General features: G+C 73.7%; 18 protein-coding genes and 1 tRNA gene. 11 read left to right on the top strand and 8 right to left on the bottom strand.

Annotation, left to right across the window (positions count from 1 at the left end; translation table 11 throughout):
* Positions 1-138 precede the first annotated feature (138 nt).
* From ACFV6I_RS24060 to ACFV6I_RS24050, 3 genes are all read right to left on the bottom strand, one after another.
* Positions 139-1,068: a carbohydrate ABC transporter permease gene (locus ACFV6I_RS24060; RefSeq protein ID WP_380342539.1), complete on the bottom strand. Its 930-nt coding sequence runs from the start codon at positions 1,066-1,068 to the stop codon at positions 139-141.
* 5 nt (positions 1,069-1,073) lie between these two features.
* Positions 1,074-2,054, bottom strand: coding sequence for a carbohydrate ABC transporter permease (locus ACFV6I_RS24055; RefSeq protein WP_380427541.1), 981 nt, complete (start codon positions 2,052-2,054; stop codon positions 1,074-1,076).
* A 94-nt stretch (positions 2,055-2,148) separates the two neighbouring features.
* Complete coding sequence (locus ACFV6I_RS24050) at positions 2,149-3,459, bottom strand: extracellular solute-binding protein (RefSeq protein WP_063350255.1); 1,311 nt, start codon at positions 3,457-3,459, stop codon at positions 2,149-2,151.
* 413 nt (positions 3,460-3,872) lie between these two features.
* Here ACFV6I_RS24050 and ACFV6I_RS24045 point away from each other — a divergent pair, with 413 nt between their 5' ends.
* Both ACFV6I_RS24045 and ACFV6I_RS24040 read left to right on the top strand, forming a co-directional pair.
* Positions 3,873-4,766 carry an IclR family transcriptional regulator gene (locus ACFV6I_RS24045; protein WP_079136066.1) on the top strand — a complete coding sequence of 298 codons (894 nt, stop codon included), beginning with the start codon at positions 3,873-3,875 and terminating at the stop codon, positions 4,764-4,766.
* Between the two features lie 1,206 nt (positions 4,767-5,972).
* Positions 5,973-6,048: transfer RNA gene (locus tag ACFV6I_RS24040), tRNA-Ala, on the top strand.
* A gap of 172 nt (positions 6,049-6,220) precedes the next feature.
* Here the strand turns inward: ACFV6I_RS24040 and ACFV6I_RS24035 are convergent.
* Complete coding sequence (locus tag ACFV6I_RS24035) at positions 6,221-6,778, bottom strand: universal stress protein (protein ID WP_063350253.1); 558 nt, start codon at positions 6,776-6,778, stop codon at positions 6,221-6,223.
* 166 nt (positions 6,779-6,944) lie between these two features.
* On the bottom strand, positions 6,945-7,616 hold the full coding sequence (locus ACFV6I_RS24030; protein ID WP_063350252.1) for a TetR/AcrR family transcriptional regulator: 672 nt from the start codon (positions 7,614-7,616) through the stop codon (positions 6,945-6,947).
* A gap of 135 nt (positions 7,617-7,751) precedes the next feature.
* Here ACFV6I_RS24030 and ACFV6I_RS24025 point away from each other — a divergent pair, with 135 nt between their 5' ends.
* Complete coding sequence (locus tag ACFV6I_RS24025) at positions 7,752-8,570, top strand: MOSC domain-containing protein (protein WP_063350251.1); 819 nt, start codon at positions 7,752-7,754, stop codon at positions 8,568-8,570.
* A gap of 108 nt (positions 8,571-8,678) precedes the next feature.
* Here ACFV6I_RS24025 and ACFV6I_RS24020 read toward each other — a convergent pair whose 3' ends face one another.
* Positions 8,679-9,071 carry a ribonuclease gene (locus ACFV6I_RS24020; RefSeq protein WP_063350250.1) on the bottom strand — a complete coding sequence of 131 codons (393 nt, stop codon included), beginning with the start codon at positions 9,069-9,071 and terminating at the stop codon, positions 8,679-8,681.
* 291 nt (positions 9,072-9,362) lie between these two features.
* Here ACFV6I_RS24020 and ACFV6I_RS24015 point away from each other — a divergent pair, with 291 nt between their 5' ends.
* Positions 9,363-11,006 carry a carboxyl transferase domain-containing protein gene (locus ACFV6I_RS24015; RefSeq protein ID WP_380427539.1) on the top strand — a complete coding sequence of 548 codons (1,644 nt, stop codon included), beginning with the start codon at positions 9,363-9,365 and terminating at the stop codon, positions 11,004-11,006.
* 530 nt (positions 11,007-11,536) lie between these two features.
* Positions 11,537-11,932 (top strand): transglycosylase SLT domain-containing protein, encoded by a 396-nt coding sequence (locus tag ACFV6I_RS24010; protein ID WP_380427537.1) that lies wholly within the window; start codon positions 11,537-11,539, stop codon positions 11,930-11,932.
* A 290-nt stretch (positions 11,933-12,222) separates the two neighbouring features.
* On the opposite strand, the gene ACFV6I_RS24005 is transcribed toward ACFV6I_RS24010, so the two are convergent.
* Complete coding sequence (locus tag ACFV6I_RS24005) at positions 12,223-12,702, bottom strand: HD domain-containing protein (protein WP_380342521.1); 480 nt, start codon at positions 12,700-12,702, stop codon at positions 12,223-12,225.
* A 108-nt stretch (positions 12,703-12,810) separates the two neighbouring features.
* Here ACFV6I_RS24005 and ACFV6I_RS24000 point away from each other — a divergent pair, with 108 nt between their 5' ends.
* The 4 genes from ACFV6I_RS24000 to ACFV6I_RS23985 all read left to right on the top strand — a co-directional run bounded on the left by ACFV6I_RS24000 (position 12,811) and on the right by ACFV6I_RS23985 (position 15,968).
* Positions 12,811-13,734, top strand: a complete 924-nt coding sequence (locus tag ACFV6I_RS24000) for an AEC family transporter (RefSeq protein ID WP_363371012.1) — start codon at positions 12,811-12,813, stop codon at positions 13,732-13,734.
* A 119-nt stretch (positions 13,735-13,853) separates the two neighbouring features.
* Positions 13,854-14,201 carry a hypothetical protein gene (locus ACFV6I_RS23995; RefSeq protein WP_159398553.1) on the top strand — a complete coding sequence of 116 codons (348 nt, stop codon included), beginning with the start codon at positions 13,854-13,856 and terminating at the stop codon, positions 14,199-14,201.
* A 168-nt stretch (positions 14,202-14,369) separates the two neighbouring features.
* Complete coding sequence (locus tag ACFV6I_RS23990; protein ID WP_380342525.1) at positions 14,370-15,257, top strand: alpha/beta fold hydrolase; 888 nt, start codon at positions 14,370-14,372, stop codon at positions 15,255-15,257.
* Positions 15,258-15,440: 183 nt separating this feature from the next.
* A complete protein-coding gene (locus tag ACFV6I_RS23985; protein WP_380342528.1) occupies positions 15,441-15,968 on the top strand; it encodes a hypothetical protein in 528 nt (175 codons plus the stop codon).
* A gap of 49 nt (positions 15,969-16,017) precedes the next feature.
* Here the strand turns inward: ACFV6I_RS23985 and ACFV6I_RS23980 are convergent, their stop codons facing one another.
* Positions 16,018-16,281: a dsRBD fold-containing protein gene (locus tag ACFV6I_RS23980; RefSeq protein ID WP_063350242.1), complete on the bottom strand. Its 264-nt coding sequence runs from the start codon at positions 16,279-16,281 to the stop codon at positions 16,018-16,020.
* A 327-nt stretch (positions 16,282-16,608) separates the two neighbouring features.
* Here ACFV6I_RS23980 and ACFV6I_RS23975 point away from each other — a divergent pair, with 327 nt between their 5' ends.
* Positions 16,609-17,589: a DMT family transporter gene (locus ACFV6I_RS23975; RefSeq protein WP_167745876.1), complete on the top strand. Its 981-nt coding sequence runs from the start codon at positions 16,609-16,611 to the stop codon at positions 17,587-17,589.
* Between the two features lie 90 nt (positions 17,590-17,679).
* Positions 17,680-18,564, top strand: an 885-nt coding sequence (locus ACFV6I_RS23970; RefSeq protein WP_380427535.1) for a GNAT family N-acetyltransferase, incomplete at its 3' end; no start/stop codon positions are given.

Raw genomic sequence — 18,564 nt, 5'->3', positions numbered from 1 at the left:
CGCGCCCCCCCCGGGGCGCCCGCGCCCGCGCGCGAGGGCCCCCCCCCCCCGGCGGGCCCCCCCCGCGGGGGGGCGCCGCCCGGGGGACGCCGCCCCCCCCCCCCGCCCGCGCGTCAGTCCGTCCCCGCCCCGGACGGCTCAGTCCTTCACCGCGCCCGCCAGCCCGGACACCAGCTTGCGCTGGACCGCGATGAAGAAGATCAGCACCGGTACCGTCATCAGCGTCGACGCCGCCATGATGCCGCCCCAGTCGTTCTCGTCCGGCTTGAAGAAGACCAGCAGCGCGGACGGCAGGGTCTGGTTCTGGGTGGCGCTGATGATGAAGGTCTTCGCGAAGACGAAGTCGTTCCACGCGGCGATGAAGGAGAACACGCTGGTCGCGGCGAGGCCCGGCGCCACCAGCGGCAGCAGGATCCGCCACAGGATGCGCGTGCGGCTGGCGCCGTCGATCTGCGCGGCCTCCTCGATCGACACCGGGACGGCCGCGACGAAGCCGCGCATCATCCAGATGCCGAACGGCAGCGAGAACGCCAACTGCACCAGGATCAGCGAGGCGAGGGTGTTCAGCCCGATGCCCGGCGCGAACCGGCCGGCGTCACGGAACATGAAGAACAGCGGGATGGTGAGCGCCTCGACCGGGATCATCTGGGCGATCAGGAACATCACCATGATGGTGGTGCGGAACCTGAACCGGAACCTGGTCACGGCCACCGCCGCCAGGAACACCACGACGGCCGAGAGCACCACCACCGACACCGCGATCACCAGGCTGTTCACGAAGTACCGGCCGAAGCCGTCCACGCTGAGCACCTGGCGGAAGCTCTCCAGCGTGGGGTGGGCCGTCCACGGCTTCGGGTCCAGCGACCGCACCTCGCCCTTCGGCTTGAACGCGGACAGCACCATCCAGAAGATCGGGAAGGCGGTGACCACGGCCAGCACGATCGCGCCGGTGTTGGCGGCGAGCCGCCAACGGCCGCGGGTGTTACGGGTGTTGCGGCTCCGGGTATTGCGGCTCCGGGTGGTGCCGGTTCCGCCGGTGCCGGTCCGGGAGTCCCGGACGGGGTTCAGGGCGCTCACAGTTCGTTCCCCGTCCGTCGCAGGGTGCGGATGTAGAGGACCGTCGGGATCACCAGGATCAGCAGCATGATCACGCCGATCGCCGCGCCGAGCCCGTACTGCGAGGAGGCGAACGCCTTCTGGTACGCGTACACGTTGAGCACCAGGTTCTGGCCGGCGATGCCGCCGCCCTCGGTCATCACGTAGATCTGGGTGAAGACCTTGAAGTCCCAGATCACCGACTGGATCACCACGATGGTCAGGATCGGCCGCAGCATCGGCGCGGTGATCCGGCGGAAGGTCGTCCAGGTGTTGGCGCCGTCCAGGGCGGCGGCCTCCATGATCTCCTCCGGGATCGCCCGGATCCCCGCGTAGAGGGTGACCATCACGAAGGGGAAGGAGTGCCACACCACGACGGCGCCGACGATCAGGAACGCCGTCCACTTGTCGTAGAACCAGTTGAACTCGTGGAAGCCGGTGAGCCCGAGCTTCACCAGCGTGTGGTTGACCAGGCCGAGGTTGGTGTCGAACAGGAAGCTCCACACCGTCGAACCGGTCATCGCCGGCGCCGCCCAGGCCGCCATCGCGGCGGTGGTCAGCACCAGCCTGGGCCACCGCCCGACCTTGGTCAGCAGGACGGCGAGGGTCGCGCCGACGGCCAGGGTGGCGACCACGCAGAACGCGGCGAAGCCGACCGTCTGCAGCAGCACCGACCAGAACTGGCCGTCGCTCAGGATCTTCGAGTAGTTGCCGAAGCCGACGAAGGAGGTCGGGGCGCCCCCGGAGGCCTGGGCCTGCCCGAAGTCCAGCACGGACAGCAGGCCCAGCTGGTAGATCGGGTAGGCGACCAGCGGGATCAGGATGACCGCGGCCGGCAGGAGCAGCAGCAGCGGGGGCCGGCGGCGCCGGCCGCCCGAGGGTGCGGCCGGCGCCGGGCCCCCACGGCGCCCGCGCGGGGAAGGCGGCGCCGTCGGGGCGGTCGTGGTGGATGCGGACACGTGCGGGACCTGCTCTCTTCCGCGGACCAGGAGGTCGGTGCGGGACCAGGAGGTGGTACGGGACCAGAGGTTGGGGGTGGGTGGGCAGCCGCCGTCAGTGCGCGGCGAAGGCCGAGGTGATCTGGTTCGCGGCGTCGCCCGAGGCCTTCGCCACGTCCGCCTTGCCGGTGACCACCTGCTGCAGCATGGTCGGGATCACCGCCTGGGCGTCGATCTGCGCCCACGCCTGGTCGAGCGGGACGAACCTGGTGCCGGCCGCGATGGTGTCGGTGAACGGCTTCAGGAAGGCGTCCTTGGCGGCGACCTTGCCGCTGACGGACTTGAGCGTCGGCAGGTTGCCCATCGCGTCGTACATCTGCTCCTGGTACGCCGGGCCCGCCAGCAGTTCGGCGAATTCGAGGGCGAGCGTACGGTGCTTGGCCGCCTTCATCACGCCGAGGTTGTTGCCGCCCGCGAACGCCGGGGCGATCGAGCCGGCCTTCTCCCCGGGCAGCGGCACCACGCCGTACTTGCCCTTCACCGGGCCCCCGTCGACCTTGCTGCGGCTGGAGTTGGGCAGGATCGCCATCGCCGACTTGCCGGCCGCGAACAGGTCGACGGTCTTGCCGCCGGTGAGGTCGGCGCACTGCTGGGCGGGGCAGCCGTCGGCGCCGAAGAGATCGGTGTAGCGCTTGATCCCGGCCTGCGAGGCGGGCGAGTTGATGGCCGCCTTGTACGCGGAACCGTCCTTGGCGGCGATGTCGCCGCCCGCGTCCCAGACGAACGGCAGCGCCCCGAAGGTGTACTTGCCGCCGACGGCGATGCCGAAGGTGTCGGGGTGCGCTGCGTGGATCTTCTGGGTGGCGGTGACCAGTTCGGCGTACGAGGTCGGCGGGGTCAGCCCGGCCTCGGTGAACAGGTCGCTGCGGTAGTAGAGCGCGCGCACGGCGACCCACCAGGGCAGGCCGTACGTCTTGCCGTCCACCACGGCGGTCTTGACGATCGCCGGGTCGAGGTCGCCCTTGTCCTGCCATTTGTCGAGGTCGGCGCCGATCTCGGCGAGGCCGCCGGCCGCGACGTAGCCGGGGAGGTCGGTGTTGCCGAACTCGACCAGGTCCGGGGCGCTGCCCGGGTCGTTGAAGGCGCCCTTCATCTTGGCCGCGCGGGCGGAGGCGTCGGTGTCGATGTAGCTGACCTTGACGGTGACGCCCTGGTGGGAGGCCTGGAACTCGCTCACCGCCTTGCCGACCACGGCCTCCTTGGCCGCGTTGCCCGCCTCGTTGTACAGCCAGACCTGGAGGGTGCCGGTCCGGTCGTCGGCGGCCTTGTCGCCGGCCGGCGCGGCGGTGCCCGGCGCGCAGGCGGTCGCGGCGAGGCAGCTGGCGGCGAGCACGGCGGCCGCGGCAGTCCGTCTGATGAGTCGCATGGGTGGAGAACCTCCCCTCCCGACAGTTGCCGCCGAGACGTGCGCCGCTGGGGACGGGTACGTCGAAGCAGGCCCTGACCGGGGCCGATGGTGGGTGTGGGTGGAGGACGGCCCGGACGCGTTGGGGGGCGTCCCGGGCAGGCCGGTACGGGGGTGCGGCAGGGCGGACCGTTCGGGTGGGGCGGCGTCGCCTGCTCGATGGCAGGGACGTTAAGCGCGGGCGATCGGCGCCAACAAGAGGGGGTTCGGGAAGTTTTGCACTGCACAACGTTGTGTCGAAGAAGCGGCGTTGCGAACGCGAACGGGTACCTTCTGACAACCGCCGCCGTCGAGCGGGGGAACACCGGCAGAACGCGGCAGCAGTACATGGCAGCAGCACTCGACAGCGGAACGAGACAGGGGACGGACCACCCATGACGGAGACGGGGCCCGACGCGGAGACCGAGCGGCCCGCGGGCACGGCGGCCGACAGACCCACCGGCGCGGCGGCCGAACGGCCCTCGGGCGCGGCCGCCGGGCGCAAACCCGCGACCGAACGCAACCAGTCGTCCTCGCTGCGCCGCGCGCTCGCCGTCCTCGGCCACGTCCGCGACCACAGCGACGGGCGCGGCGTCCCGCTCGCCCAGCTCGCCGAAGCGCTCGGCCTCAACAAGAGCACCGTGCTGCGGCTCGCGGGCCCGCTGCTCGACGAGCACCTCCTCGACCGCGACCGCGAGACCGGCTGGTTCCGGCTCGGCCACGGCTCACTGCGCCTCGGCCAGGCCTACCTCTCCACCCTCGACCTGCGCAGCGTCGCCGCCGAACACCTGCGCCGGCTCCAGCGCGAGGCCGGCGAGACCGTCCACCTGACCGTCTGGCAGGCCCCCGGAATCGTCTACCTGGACAAGGTCGAGGACGAGACCAACGTCCGCATGGCCTCCCGCGTCGGCAGCCGGGCCCCCGCCTACTGCACCGCCACCGGAAAGGCCATCCTCGCCTGGCTGCCCGACGAGGCCGTCACCGAGGTCGTCGCCGCGGGCCTGCGCCCGGTCACCGCCTGGACCATCTCCGACGAGACCCGGCTGCGCGCCGACCTCGCCCGGATCCGCGCCCGCGGCTACTCCATCGACGACCGCGAGAACGAACCCGAGGTCCGCTGCGTCGCCGCACCGATCTTCGACCACGCCGGCGAGGTCACCGCCGCCCTGTCGGTCTCCGGCCTGACCTCCCGCATGACCGCCGCCCGCGTCCGCGCCCTCGGCCCCGTCGTCGCCCAGGCCGGACTGCGGATCTCCCGCGAACTCGGCTCCGACCGCCAGCCGTCCTGAATCCCCGGCGGAACTCGCCCGCCCCACCAAGTCCTGACCGCGCACCGAAACAGCCCGAAAAAGCGAATGAGGCCCGGCGCCTTTTGAAAGGCACCGGACCTCGTCCGACTATTGGAGCGCCAGGCCCGGGTCGCACGGACTCTTCCTACTGAAAGTAGGACGTGCTCTGGTAGCACCACTGACGCCTGACGAGGAATCATCTCCCTCGCGACACCCAGAACAATACCAGCCCCACACCCACACACCGAACCCCGCCAACCCGCACCCCAAAAGCAAACAAGGCCCGGCACCCTTTGAAAGGCACCGGACCTCATCCGACAATTGGAGCGCCAGGCCCGGATCGCACGGACTCTTCCTACTGAAAGTAGGACGTGCTCTGGTAGCACCACTGACGCCTGACGAGGAATCATCTCCCTCGCGACACCCAGAACAATACCAGCCCCACACCCACACACCGAACCCCGCCAACCCGCACCCCAAAAGCAAACAAGGCCCGGCACCCTTTGAAAGGCACCGGACCTCATCCGACAATTGGAGCGCCAGGCCCGGATCGCACGGACTCTTCCTACTGAAAGTAGGACGTGCTCTGGTAGCACCACTGACGCCTGACGAGGAATCATCTCCCTCGCGACGAGAAGTACAGTACCAGCTCCGTGATCAGGCACCGAACCGGAGGCGAACCCCGCATGACGAGCGCTCAACCCGAGGCCATCCCGTACGCCGACGGGCGGCTGATGGACGTGCACCGCCCGCCCGCCGGCACCGTCGGGCCCGCGCCCGTCGTACTGCTGTGGCACGGCCGGGGCCCTGACGAGCGCGACGTGCTGCGGCCGCTCGCCCGGGAGGCCGCCGGGCTCGGCCTGCTGGTGCTCGTCCCGGACTGGCGCTCCGACCTGCCGGACGGCGGCCGCGCCGAACTGCTCGCCTCGCTCGCCCACGCCCGCCGCACCGCCGCCGCGTACGGCGGGGACCCGGACCGCCTGGTCCTGGCCGGCTGGTCGCTGGGCGGCCGGGAGGCCATAGCCGTGGCCACTCACCCGGGCACCCCCGCCGAGCAGCGTCCCATCGCCGCCGTCGGCATCGCCTCCAGCTACGCCCGCCCGGCGATCACCACCGGGGACGCCCCCCTCGACCTGCTGGCCGAGCAGCCCTCCCCCGTCCCGCTCTGGCTGGTCCACGGCACGGGGGACGGGGTGCTGGACATCGAGCACACCCGGCAACTGAGCGCTGCTCTGGCAAAGCAGAGGTCGGCGGTACGGGTTCTCGAACCCGCCACCGACCACGCGGGCGTCGTCATGACCGTGTACGACGCCGGCGCCGACCGCTGCCTCCCCACCACCGCCGAAGCCGTGCTGCGCGCCGGCCGCCGGACCGCCGCCGTCCTCGCCGAGGCGGCCGGGCTGTCGTAGGTGGGCGGGCTGTCGTAGGCGGGCGGCGCCACGGGCGGGCGCGGCCTACCGCCCCCCGACGAGGGAGCGCAGGCCGTGGCCGCGTTCCATGGCCTCCAGGTCGCGCTGCAGCGGCGGCCGGGGGACGGCCAGGACGGGGCAGCTCGCGTGCCGGACGCAGTAGGCGGCGACGGAGGGGCGCAGCGCGCGGGAGAGGCAGCCGCGGCTGCTGCCGGCGCCGAGGACGAGCAGGTCGTCGGGGTGGTCGGCGAAGCGGACCAGGGTGTGTCCGGTGTCGCCGCGGACGGCCTGGCAGCGCAGCCGGACTCCGGCGTAGCGGCCTGCGAAGGCCTCGTCGAGGGCTTGCCGGAGCCGGGCGACGGCGGCGTCGCGGCCTGCGGTGATGGCGGCCGGGCAGGGTGTGCGGCGGTAGCCGATCTCTTCGCCGGGTGAGGTCCAGCAGAGGAGGGCGAGGACCTCGGCGTCGGTGCGGTGGGCTTCGGCGACGGCGTGGTGGAGGGCGGCGAGGCTGCCGAGCGAGCCGCTGACGCCGACGACGATCCGGCCCGCGCGGTCGGCCCGCTCCGCTGCCTCGTCCGCGCCGGATATCTCGCTGTCCGCCATGGTTCGCCCCGCCTCTCGGTCCGTACCGCCGTGCCGTGCTGTCGTCCTCCAGCAAAGCGGGCCGGCACCGCACCTCCGGCGCCCGTTGACACGCCTCTGACGCGCGCGCGGGCGTTCCGTACGTGTCCCTGATGCTCCGGGGCCGCTACGGCGTGGAGCAGCTCGCCTACGCCCCGGGTGGTTCGGCTTCCCAGAGGTCGGCGAACATCCGGTCGAGGTGTTCCTCGCCGATCGGGGGGACGGGCAGCGGGTGGATGGCCTGGGCGCGGAAGCCGTCGAGGAGCAGTGCGAGGTAGCGGCGCCAGAGGTCGGGGCGCAGGTCGGTGGTGGCGGGCAGGGCGCGGCAGAGCGGGCCGAGCAGGAAGAGCAGGTCCATGGCGACCACGTCGCGCCGCATGGTGCCCTGGTCCTGGGCGCGGGCGATGAGGGCGCCGACGGTGGCGGCGTTCCGGCGGCTGATCTCGATCATGCCGGGGATGGTGGGGATGGCCTGGGTGACGAGGTCGTTGATGCCCCGGTCCGCGGCGACGAGTTCGAAGATGCGCTCGAAGTAGCGTTCGAGGGCGGTCCAGGCGTCCGCGGCGGCGAGGGCTTCCTCACCGGCCCCGGCCAGGCCGACGGCGGCGTCGGCGAACACCTCGCCGATCAGCGCCTCACGGGTCGGGAAGTGGCGGTAGAGGGTGGCGTTGCCGACGCCGGCCTCCTTGGCGATCTGGTCCAGCGGGACGTCGAGGCCGTGCCGGGAGAACATGCCGCGGGCGGCGGCGAGCAGCAGATCGCGGTTGCGCTGGGCGTCGCGCCGGAGCCGTCCCGGGGGGTTCGCGCTGCTCGGTGCCATGTCCCGACCCTAGCAATCCCGGGGGCGGGCGGTTGGGCGGCGGTCGGGGGGCGGTCAACTACCCTACGGAGGCGTTGATTCCGCACGGGGTCCGCGGCGGCCCGCGAGGGGCCGCGGTGAGTCGAGGGGGCGGCCATGGCCGAAGTGGTGGAGTTGCGGTACTACCCGGTGAAGGGGTGTGCCGGGGTCGAGGTGGCGCGCGCGGAGCTGACTCCGGCGGGGCTGGCCCACGACCGGGCGTTCATGGTGGTGGACGAGGACGGGGTGTTCCGTTCCCAGCGCCGGGACCGCCTCCTGGCCACGGTCCGCCCGACGGTCGGGGAGGACGGCCGCCGGCTGACGCTCGACGCCCCGGGCGTGGAGCCGGTGACCGTCACCGTGGACACCGAGGGCCCGCGCCGGGCGGTGCAGCTGTTCGGCGCCCCGTTCTTCGGGATCGACCAGGGCGAGGAGGTGGCCGGCTGGCTGTCCGGGGTGCTGGGTGTCCGCAGCCGCCTGGTCCGGGTGCCGCCGGAGCACGACCGGGTGTCCGACGGGCTGGTACCGGGCACGTCCGGCTACGCCGACAGCTGCGCGGTGCACCTGCTGTCCCGTGCGTCGCTGGAGCGTTTCAACGCGCTGAGCGGCGAACTCCCCATGTCGGTGGACCGGTTCCGCCCGAACGTGGTGGTGGACGGCTGGGACGAACCGCACACCGAGGACCTGACCCGCCGGATCACCGTGGGCGGCGCCGAGCTGGCCTACGCCAAGCTCGCGATCCGCTGCTCGGTGACGCTGGTCGACCAGTCGACGGGCGCCAAGGCCGGTCCGGAGCCGCTGCGGACGCTGGCCGGCTACCGCCGGGCGGCGGGCGGCGGGGTCGCGTTCGGCAGCAAGTTCGCGGTACTGCGGCCCGGCACGCTGCGGGTCGGGGACGAGCTGGTGGTGGACGCCTGGGGGCCGTCCGAGCTCTGAGGCCGGTCGCGGCGGGCCGCCGGGGCGGGGGTCGCCCCTGGCGTTCCTGCGGGCCCGGCGGCCCCGGCGGAGACGTGCGCCGGGGCCGGGAGGGGCGTGGGGCGCGTGTCAGCAGCCCTGGTCGATCAGCGAGAACGTGACGTAGTGGTCACCGGTGTAGTAGTCCTCCTGGGTCGCCTGGCCGGTGATGATCCGGCGGGTGCCGCGGGTCGGGGCACCGGGCGTGATGACGGTGTACTCGTGGTAGTAGCCGTAGGACTGGCCGGGCAGGACGTGCTCCCTGTTCTGGAACACGACGCCGTCCTGGGAGTACGGGAACGGCCCGTCGGTGGCGATCAGGTTGAGGGTGTCGGTCGCCTCGGGCGGGAGGGTGGACAGACACACCGTGCCGCTCACGTCGGCGTGCGCCTCGGTGGCGACGGCGACGGGCGCGAGGGTCATCAGGGCGACGGCGGTGACGGCGGCAGCGCGGGTCTTCCACGCGCGTAGAGTGCGGGTCATGTCCACCAGTGTGACCAGCCACCGACAACTCCGGAAGCCCTGCGACAAACTATTAACCGACGGGTAACTCACTTGCCTGACCAGCGACTTGAGCCGTATCCCGACCCCGGCCCGAGCCCCGCCGGAGCCGTCCACGAACCGCCCGGACACCCCATGGGTCGACCGCCGTCGAACTAGCGACCTGACCGCTGTCGGCCTCCTCACAGCTTCCTCACGTTCGCTCCCCGCTCCAGTCGCGCCGCATAGAGTGACGGATCATGTCGGGCCGGAACGACCGCTGACGGGGTGGGCATGAACACGGGGACAACGGGCACGGGAACGGGCGCGGGAGCGCACCCGAGCCCGAGTGCGGGAACGGGCACGGGCGCGCCGCTGACCGCGCGGCAGCTGATCGGACTGCTGGTCGACCCGGGCGCCTTCCAGGGCTGGGACGACCCGCCGACCGACCCGCCCGCAGGCCCGCCCGCCGACCCCGGCTACCGCGCCTCACTCGACCGGGCCCGCGCACGCACCGGTCTCGACGAGGCCGTCCTCACCGGTGCCGGCCTGGTCGGCGGGCGACCGGTGGCGCTGGTCGCCTCCGAGTTCGGCTTCCTCGGCGGCTCGATCGGCGTCGCCACCGCCGAGCGGATCACCCGCGCCGTCGAGCGCGCCACCGCCGAGCGGCTGCCGCTGCTCGCCCTGCCCGTCTCCGGCGGGACGCGCATGCAGGAGGGGTCGGCGGCCTTCCTGTGCATGCTGCGGATCACCGCCGCCGTCCAGGCGCACCGCGCGGCCGGTCTCCCCTATCTCACCTATCTACGGAACCCGACCATGGGCGGGGTCTTCGCCTCCTGGGGCACGCTCGGCCAGCTGGTGTTCGCCGAGCCGGGCGCCCGGCTCGGCTTCCTCGGCCCGCGCGTGTACGAGGAGCTGCGCGGCGTGGAACTGCCCCCGGACGTGCAGCGGGCGGAGACGCTCGCCGGGCGCGGCCTGGTGGACGCCGTCGTGCCGCCGCAGGAGCTGCGCGAGCTGGTCCGCCGCACGCTCGCCGTGCTCGCCACCACCGCGCCCGCCCCGGGCAGCGCCGACGCCGGCGGCACCGGCGCTCCCGGCCCCGGCCCCGACCACACCCCCGACCACACCCCCGACAAAACCGCCGACGAGACCGCCGACGAGACCGCCGAACGCCCCGACGCCTGGGATTCCGTGCGCCGCACCCGTCGCCCCGACCGCCCGGGCACCCGCGAGCTGCTGCGCCACACCGCCGAGGAACTGGTGCTGCTGGACGCCCCCGGCGGGCGGGACGGCGCGCTGGTCCGCGCCCTCGCCGTCCTCGGGGGTCGGCCGGTGCTGGTGGTCGGCCAGCAGCGGCAGACCCCGGAGCACGAGCGCCCGTTCACCGCCGCCGACCTGCGGGCCGTCCGGCGCACCGCGCGGGTCGCGGAGCAGCTGGGGCTGCCACTGGTCACGGTCGTGGACACGGCCGGGGCCGAACTGTCCGCGCAGGCCGAGCTGGACGGGATCGCGGTCGAGATCGCGCACTGCCTGACCACCCTGCTGGCGCTGCGCACGCCCGTCCTGGCTGTGCTGCTCGGCCAGGGCTCGGGCGGCGGCGCGCTGGCGCTGCTCCCGGCCGACCGGGTGCTCGCCGCCGGGCACGCCTGGCTGGCGCCACTGCCGCCGGAGGGCGCGTCCGCGATCGTCCACCGGGACGGCGGGCACGCCGCCGAGCTGGCCCGCTCCCAGGGCATCGGCGCGGGCCACCTGGCGGAGGTCGGGCTGGTGGACGAGGTGGTCGAGGAGCGGCCGGACGCGGCGGACGAGCCGGAGGCGTTCTGCGCACGGCTCGGACGGGCGGTCGGTGCCGCGCTCGGCGGGCTGGCGGCGCTGCCGGAGCCGGACCGCCTCGCGGCGCGGGCACTGCGTCACCGCCGCCTCGGCGATCTCCGCTGAACGTCGGCGACCGCCGCTGAACCCCTGGTGGGGGCCGTCGATCTCCGCCGCAGCCCGACGGTCTCCCCCGGGCCCCAGCGGGTGTGGCGCCGGTCTCAACGGGGGCGAGATCGTCTGTACCCAACGTGCCGGCCGCAGACCGGCGGGTGACGGCCGCAGCGGCCCAAACGGTGAGTGCGCTCACACCGGAATGCGGTCCACGACGGGCGATAGTGGCAGCTTCCGGGCACCCGCGCCACAGCCTGCCGACGGGGTGTTCGCACAGGTCACGACCGGTCGGCGCGCCCCGCGCAGCCGACCCTTCGAATCCACGGCGGCCGCCACCCGTACGACCGGGGGTCGTAACAAGGGGGTCTTGGCGACGCCCGATCCGGCATGCCAACAATGGCTCAGTCGTCAGCCGCACCGGCACCTGTCCCGCCGGTAGCGACTTACTGCCAGGTCACGCCCCACGACCGTTTCGGCCCCTGTCCGGCCGTGGTCCAAGGCGGGGCGTGACCCGGCCCAACCTGATTGAGGTCCTGTTCTAGATGCCCACTTTCAAGCTCCGTATGCGCACTTCCGCCGCGATTCTCGCTGGCGCCGCCGGTCTGACCGCCCTGGGCGCGGGTGTGCTGCCCGCCACCGCGAACGCCGCCACCCTGTCCCCGCAGGCCGTGGCCGCCCAGATCGTCCCGGCGAACCAGCTGGCCTCCTTCAGCCAGATCATCGCCCACGAGTCCAGCTGGAACGTGACCGCGACCAACGCCAGCTCGGGCGCGTACGGCCTGGCCCAGGCGCTGCCGGGCTCCAAGATGGCGACGCACGGCTCCGACTGGAAGACCAACGCGACCACCCAGATCAAGTGGGCGCTGGACTACATGAACTCCCGCTACGGCAGCCCGAACGCCGCCTGGAACTTCTGGCAGGCCAACCACTGGTACTAAGCCGACCACCTCGGCTCACCGGACTCCACCCGCATCCTGACCACTCCCCCCTCACCCCGGGGGTCGGACAGGGATCACCGGGGTGACCCCAGAGGGCCCGGGCCCGCGCGTTCCGCGGGGCCCGGGCCCTCTCGTGGTTCGCGCACACCTCTCGCAGGTCGCGCGGCGCCTCCCGCGGTTCGCCCAGCCCGCGCCCCGGCTCGCCCAGCCCACTCCCCGGCTCGCCCGACCCGCCCCGCCGTCCGCCCAGCCTGCTCCTGGTTCGCCCAGCCCGGGCCACGCCCCGCCGCTCAGAGCTCGCCGGTGAGCCCGAGCAGTTCCCGCATCCGCGCGTACTTGGCGGCCAACCGCTCGGCGGTGGCGACGTCCAGCGCGGCCAGCCGGGCCGGGTCCGAGTTGTGGGCGAGGTCGGCCCGCTTGACCAGCAGCGCGCCCGGCGTGGCCAGGACCCGCGCGGTGTACGCCTCGACCGGCTCGTCGGGGCGGCGGGTGAGCGCGTCCACGATCGTCTTGGTGGCCCCGGGCAGCGCGGCCCCCGCCAGCCACTCCCGGCTCAGCCGGTCGTCCTCGACGGTGTCGTGCAGCCAGCCCGCCGCGATCTGGGCGTCGCTGCCACCGCGCGCGGCCGTCCCGTGCGCGACCGCCGCGATGTGCTCGCCGTACGGGTGGCCGTTCTTGTCGACCTGCCCCTCGTGCGCGCGGCGGGCGATCGCCTCCACCTCGGCCAGGCTCAGGTACTCGGGTTCCGTCGGCGCGTTCTCGGGCTCCATCGGCTCATCGTAGGCCCGTGGTCTGCCCGTTCACGCTCACTGGTTTACTGCCCCGGGGCGGGAGACCCCCGGCCCACCTGGCAGACCGTCCGAGCGATCCGAGGAACCATGCCATCCCTGCACCCCCTGCTGTCCGGATTCGCCCCGATCTGGGCGCTGACCGGGATCGGCTACCTGGTCGGCCGGACCGGGCTGCTCGGGCCGCACGCGGAGCCGGTGCTCAACCGGTTCGTCTTCCACGTGGCGATGCCGGCCTCGCTGTTCCTGATGATCGTCCGCACCCCGCTGGACCACTTCGCCAACCCCTCGATGCTCGCCTTCACCGCAGGCACCGTCGTCTCGATCGGCCTCGGGCTGCTCGCCGGGCGCCTGCTGTTCCGGCGCAAGACCGGCGAGTTGGCGATCGGCGCGATGGCCTGCGGGTACGTCAACTCGGCCAACCTCGGCATCCCGGTGGCGATGCAGCTCCTCGGCGACGCCTCCTTCGTCGCGCCGGTGGTGCTGTTCCAGATCCTGGTCGTCACGCCCGCGGTGCTGGCCGTCCTCGACGGCGGCGCGGCCGGCCGCCGGGCCCTGCTCACCCTGCCGCTGCGCAACCCCATCCTGTTGGCCACCGCGCTCGGCGCCGCCGCCTCCGCCGGCGGGCTGCACCTGCCCGCCGAGCTGAACCGTTCCTGCGAGCTGCTCGGCGGCGCCGGCGTGCCGACCGCCCTGGTCGCCCTCGGCATGTCGCTGCACAACCGCCCGCCGGCCACCGGCCGTTCGCGCCACGCCGAGGTCGGGCTGACCGTCGCGGTCAAGACCCTGATACAGCCGCTGGTCGCCTTCGCGGTGGCCGGCCCGCTGCTCCACCTCCCTGCGCACCAACTCCTCACCGTGGTGCTCTTCTCCGCCCTGCCCACCGCGCAGAACGTCTACGTCTACGCCCGCGAGTACGGGCAGGGCACCGGGCTCGCCCGGGACTCGGTGCTCTGGTCGACCCTGGCGTCGATGGCGACCCTGTCGGTGATCAGCTGGTCCCTCGCCGCGTAGCCGGAGCCTTCCGGAGAGGTGACGGCCACCCGTACACGGCACGACAGTTGTCACCCGCGAGCCGTACAAAAGCGGGGAACCGGGGCCCTCGCCGGGCTCCCGGTGGAATGCTGGCGGCCATGAGCCAACCGGACCTTCGTTCCGCAGAGTTCCACCACTGTCCGTCCGTCGTCACGCTGCCGCAGACGGACGTGGACCACTACAACACCGTTCCGCGCGGCGCCTTCCTGATCGATCCGCGCCTGCGCTGCGACCTCGCCGGCGGGCACGGCGGCACCCATTCCGCGCTGGTCCAGGGCGTCGGCTTCGACCTGCACTGGGCGTCCTGGCCCGAGTACCTGGTCGAGGTCGGGCCGCGCTGCCCGGCCGTCGGCCCGCACGAGGGGCCGGAGCCGCCGCGCGACCCCAACATCTGCCTGCTGCGCGAGGACCACCCCGGGCCGCACTACGGCGAGACCTGGTTCTGACGCCCCGCCGGTCACTCCACCAGACCGGTGGTGCCCGCCGAGTCCAACCGCAACGCCTTCCCGAGCCGGCCCGGGGGCACCGCCCGGCCGGCCCGGGAGGCGCCCAACAGACGGATCAGCGCCCGCAGATCGGTCGGGTGCCTCCTTACACCCCCGCGGAGGCCCATCATGTCCGCCCGCACCACGCCCTCCCCCACCCGCACCGCCGCCTTCCTCACCGCCTACGACGCGCTGCTGGCCCGCTGGCCCGTCCCGGTCGAGCACCTCACCGTCCGAACAGCCCACGGCACCACCCGGATCAACGCCTGCGGCCCTCCCGACGGCCGCCCCCTCGTCCTGCTGCACGGCGGCGGCGCCACCTCCACCATGTGGTTCGCCAACGTCGCCGCGTGGACGGCCGCCGGGCACCGCGTCCTCGCCCCCGACCTCATCGGCGACCCGGGCCGCAGCGTCCACGACGGCGCCCCACTCGCGGGCGTCCCCGGGCTGCTCGGCTGGCTGGACACCGTCCTCGACCGACTCGACCTCCCCCGGGCCGACTTCTGCGGCCACTCCTACGGCGGCTGGATCGCCCTGGAGTACGCCCTGCACGCGCCCGCCCGGGTCGGCCGGCTCGCCCTCCTCGATCCCACCCAGTGCTTCGCCGGCTTCCGCCCCGACTACCTGCTGCACGCCCTGCCGCTCTTCCTCCCCCGCCGCACCGCCACCCGGGCCCGCTCCTACCTCGACTGGGAGACCGGCGACGGCCCTCGCCCGGACCCCGGCTGGCGCGAGGTCTACGCCCTCGGATACGCCGACTTCCCCGCCACCCGCGTCATCACCGGCCCCCGCCCCGGCCTCGACCGGCTGCGCTCCCTCACCGCCCCGACCCTCGCCCTGTTCGCCGAACACAGCCGCACCCACCACGCCCCCCGGGTCGCCGAGGCCGCCCGCCGCGCCCTGCCCGAGGCGACGGTCGCCGTCCTGCCGGGCCTCTCGCACCACCACCTGCCCATGGCGGGCGCGGCGGAGGTCAACGCCCGGCTGACCGGATTCCTCGCCGCCTCCCGCGGCTGACGGCGGGACCGTTCGGACGGCACGGACGCCACGCCCGCGCCGAACCGGCCCGGCCGCTGCGCGCAAGCCGCCGGCGACGGATTGGCCCGAACTCACCAGTGTCGCCAAATCCCTTGTACCGCACTCGACTTGACGCTGGCAGACTGGCGTCGCCACGTCGGCCCACCACTCCCTGGAGCAGCCATGCCCACGTTCGTCCGACGCCTCGCCCCCGCAGCGGTGCTCGCGCTCACCGCGCTGGCCGCCACCCCGGGCAGCGCGTTCGCCGTGGACCGCGACGGGCCGGCCGTCGCCGCCTCGGCGGGCGAACACCCGGGGCTGACCTGGACCGCCCTGGATCAGCGCGCCGGTGTGGTGCACGTCGGCACCGACGGCGCCAGCAACCCCTACCTCGGGGACACCTCCGCCGACACCGAACTGCCGGTGCTCTGCCTCCACCAGGACGGCCGCCCGGCCCCCACCGGGATCCCCACCGCCGGCTTCCACAGCTGGGCGGGCGGGGAGGTCGCCGCGACGGCCCCGACGGCCGGGTCCGACCTGACCAGCCGGGACGACGCCGACGGGCTCTGCGAGGACTCCTTCGGCGCCGACTGGCGAATGGCCGAGTTCCACGACGGGCAGGGCTGGTCGCTCTGGGCGGCCGGCACCCTCCCGGCGGGCACCCGGTTCTGGACGGCGATCAACGACCAGCCGGCCAACCCCTGGTCCTGACGTCCGCGTGGCCCCGAGCCGCCCCGCGCAAGCGCGGCGGCGGCGGGGATCAGTAGATCAGGTACCCCGGGCGGTGTCCTTCGTCGTCGATCTCCCCGGTGGCCTGCGCCCGCAGCTTGCGGGACAGCTCCTCCAGGGCGCGGGAGGCCGCGACCTCCTCACCGATCCTGGCGAGCGGGCGGTCGTCCGTGCTCTTCATCGACTCCCCGTGGGCGCGCAGGCCCGGCGCCCGCGCACCGGTCAACCTGGCCTCGCACGCCGTGTGCACTCCGTCTTCCTCGAAGCTCAGCTCCACGTCCCACTGGTTGTGCATGCCACACCTCCTGGCAGCGGCCCCCTCGCGCCTGTCCGGACCGGCACGGACGGTGAGCCGTGGCGGCCGCTCACACCAGCGTGCGCCCGTCCGACCCATGGCGGCAAGCGGGCCCGGCCCGGGGCTGCGGGCCCGGCCCCCGGAACCAGCTCCCCCGCCCCGGAGCTCCCGGCCCCGCCTGCTCCCTGCCTGCTCCCCGCCTGCTCCTCGCCGCCGACCGGGCCCCGCCGCCGACCCGGCGGTACGCTGACGAAAGCGCGCCGCGACCGCCGACCGAACCCGGACCCGCCGGCGCGGCGCGGGCAGTGACAACCGGGTGGTCCCTCCGTGGCGGTCTTCCTCCTCGCCCTCGGCGCCGCCTGCTGCCTGGGCCTCGGCTTCGTCCTCCAGCAGCACGCGGCGCAGCGGGCGCCCCGTGCCGACCTGCTGCACTGGCGGCTGCTCCTGGACCTGATGCGGATGCCCGAGTGGCTGCTCGGCACCGGGTTCATGGTGTGCGGACTGATCCTGTCCGCGCTCGCCCTCAACCAGGGCGAAGTCTCGCTCGTCGAACCGCTGCTCGCGACCAACCTGCTGTTCGCCATGGCGCTCTCCCGGGTGCTGACCCGCCAGACCCTCGGCCGCTCGGGCTGGGTCGGGGTGCTGCTGCTCGGCCTCGGGGTGACGGCGTTCATCGTGGCCGGCCGGCCCACCGGCGGCGGTGCGCCCGCCGGGGAACTGCGGCACTGGCTGGTGGTCGGCACGGTGGTCGGGCTGACCCTGCTGCTGGTCTCGCTGGCCCGGCGGCTGCCGCTGTTCGAGGAGGCCACCCTGCTGGCCCTCGCCGCCGGCCTGCTCTACGGCCTCCAGGACGCGCTGACCCGCACCACCACCCAGCGCCTCGACCACAGCGGACTGGACGCGGTGCTGCGCAGCTGGCAGCCGTACGCGGTGGTGGCGGCGGGCGTGGTCGGGCTGCTGCTGGTGCAGAGCGCCTTCGAGGCCGCGCCGCTGCGGATGTCCCTGCCGGCACTGACCGCCGCCCAACCGCTGTCCGGGATCGCCTGCGCGGTCGGCTTCCTCGGCGACCGGCTGCGGGTGACGCCGGGTGCGCTGGCCTGGCAGTCCGCCGGACTGCTGGCCATCGTGGTCGGGGTGATCGTGATCGGCCGCCACCCGGCGATGCCGGGCAGCGTCCGCGAAACCCTGGAGGGCGTCGGGGCACCACCGGAGGACGAGCGGCCCGCGGAAGGCCCCAGGAGCCGCCCTGGAAACAGTCCGGCCGAGAACCCGAACGACCCGGGGCACAGCTCCGGGGCCGGAGCGTAATTCGCTTGACCGGGCCACGGGTCAACGCTGCACTGTGGCGAGGCACACGAGCCGTGGTGCCGTCGTCATCCAGGGGAGGAAGCGGCAGCAATGGAGATCCGTCCGACAACCGATCAGGACCTCGACGTCTACGTCGACACGCTCCATGCCGCGTTCGGGCTCTTCCCGGAAACCCCGACCGACGGCGGCGGGCTCTGGTGGTCGGCGACCGAGATGGACCGCAACCTGCTCGCCGTGACGGCGGACGGGCGGCCCGTCGGCACCGCCGGCGCGTACACCTTCGAGCTCACCCTGCCCGGTGAGGCCATCGTCCCCACCAGCGGGGTGACCGGCGTCGGCGTCCTGCCCTCGCACCGGCGCCAGGGCGTGCTCACCGCGATGATGCGGCGCCAGCTCGCCGGGTTTCGGGCCCGTGGGGAGTTCCTCTCCGTACTGCTGGCCTCCGAGGCCGTGATCTACCGCAGGTTCGGCTACGGACCGGCGACCTACACGCAGCGGCTGACGGTGCCGCGCCACCGGGCCGCCTTCGCCCTCCCCCGGGCACGCGGAACAGCCGACACCCCGGCCGACACCCCGGAGGCCGGCCCGGACACCGGCTCGATCGAGCTGCTGCGGCGTGCCGAGTGCGGCGAGATCCTGGAAGCGGTCTACGACCGGTACCGCCGCACGCAGCCCGGCGCGCTGTCCCGGCCGCACCGCTGGTGGGCCTTGGGCGCGGGGCGGCCCCCGGTCTCCTCGGCGTCGCGCTACGTCGCCGTCCACCGGGATGCCGGCGGTGTCCCGGACGGCTACGCCTGCTACTCGCTCGCCGACGGCACCTTGACGGTCGACGAGACCATCGCCACCGACGACGCCGTCGCCACGGCCCTGGCCCGGTTCGCGGGGTGTGTAGTACTCAGGGGGGTCGGCGCGGGTGGTATAGAGAGAGGAGTCGCGCGGCGGACGGCGGCGGGGGTGTGGGTGGGATCGAGCGGG

The organism is Kitasatospora sp. NPDC059803 (assembly GCF_042732255.1).
GTDB lineage: Bacteria > Actinomycetota > Actinomycetes > Streptomycetales > Streptomycetaceae > Kitasatospora.
The sequence above is the reverse complement of the archived record's forward strand: the minus strand, read 5'-3'. Positions and strand labels throughout refer to the sequence as shown.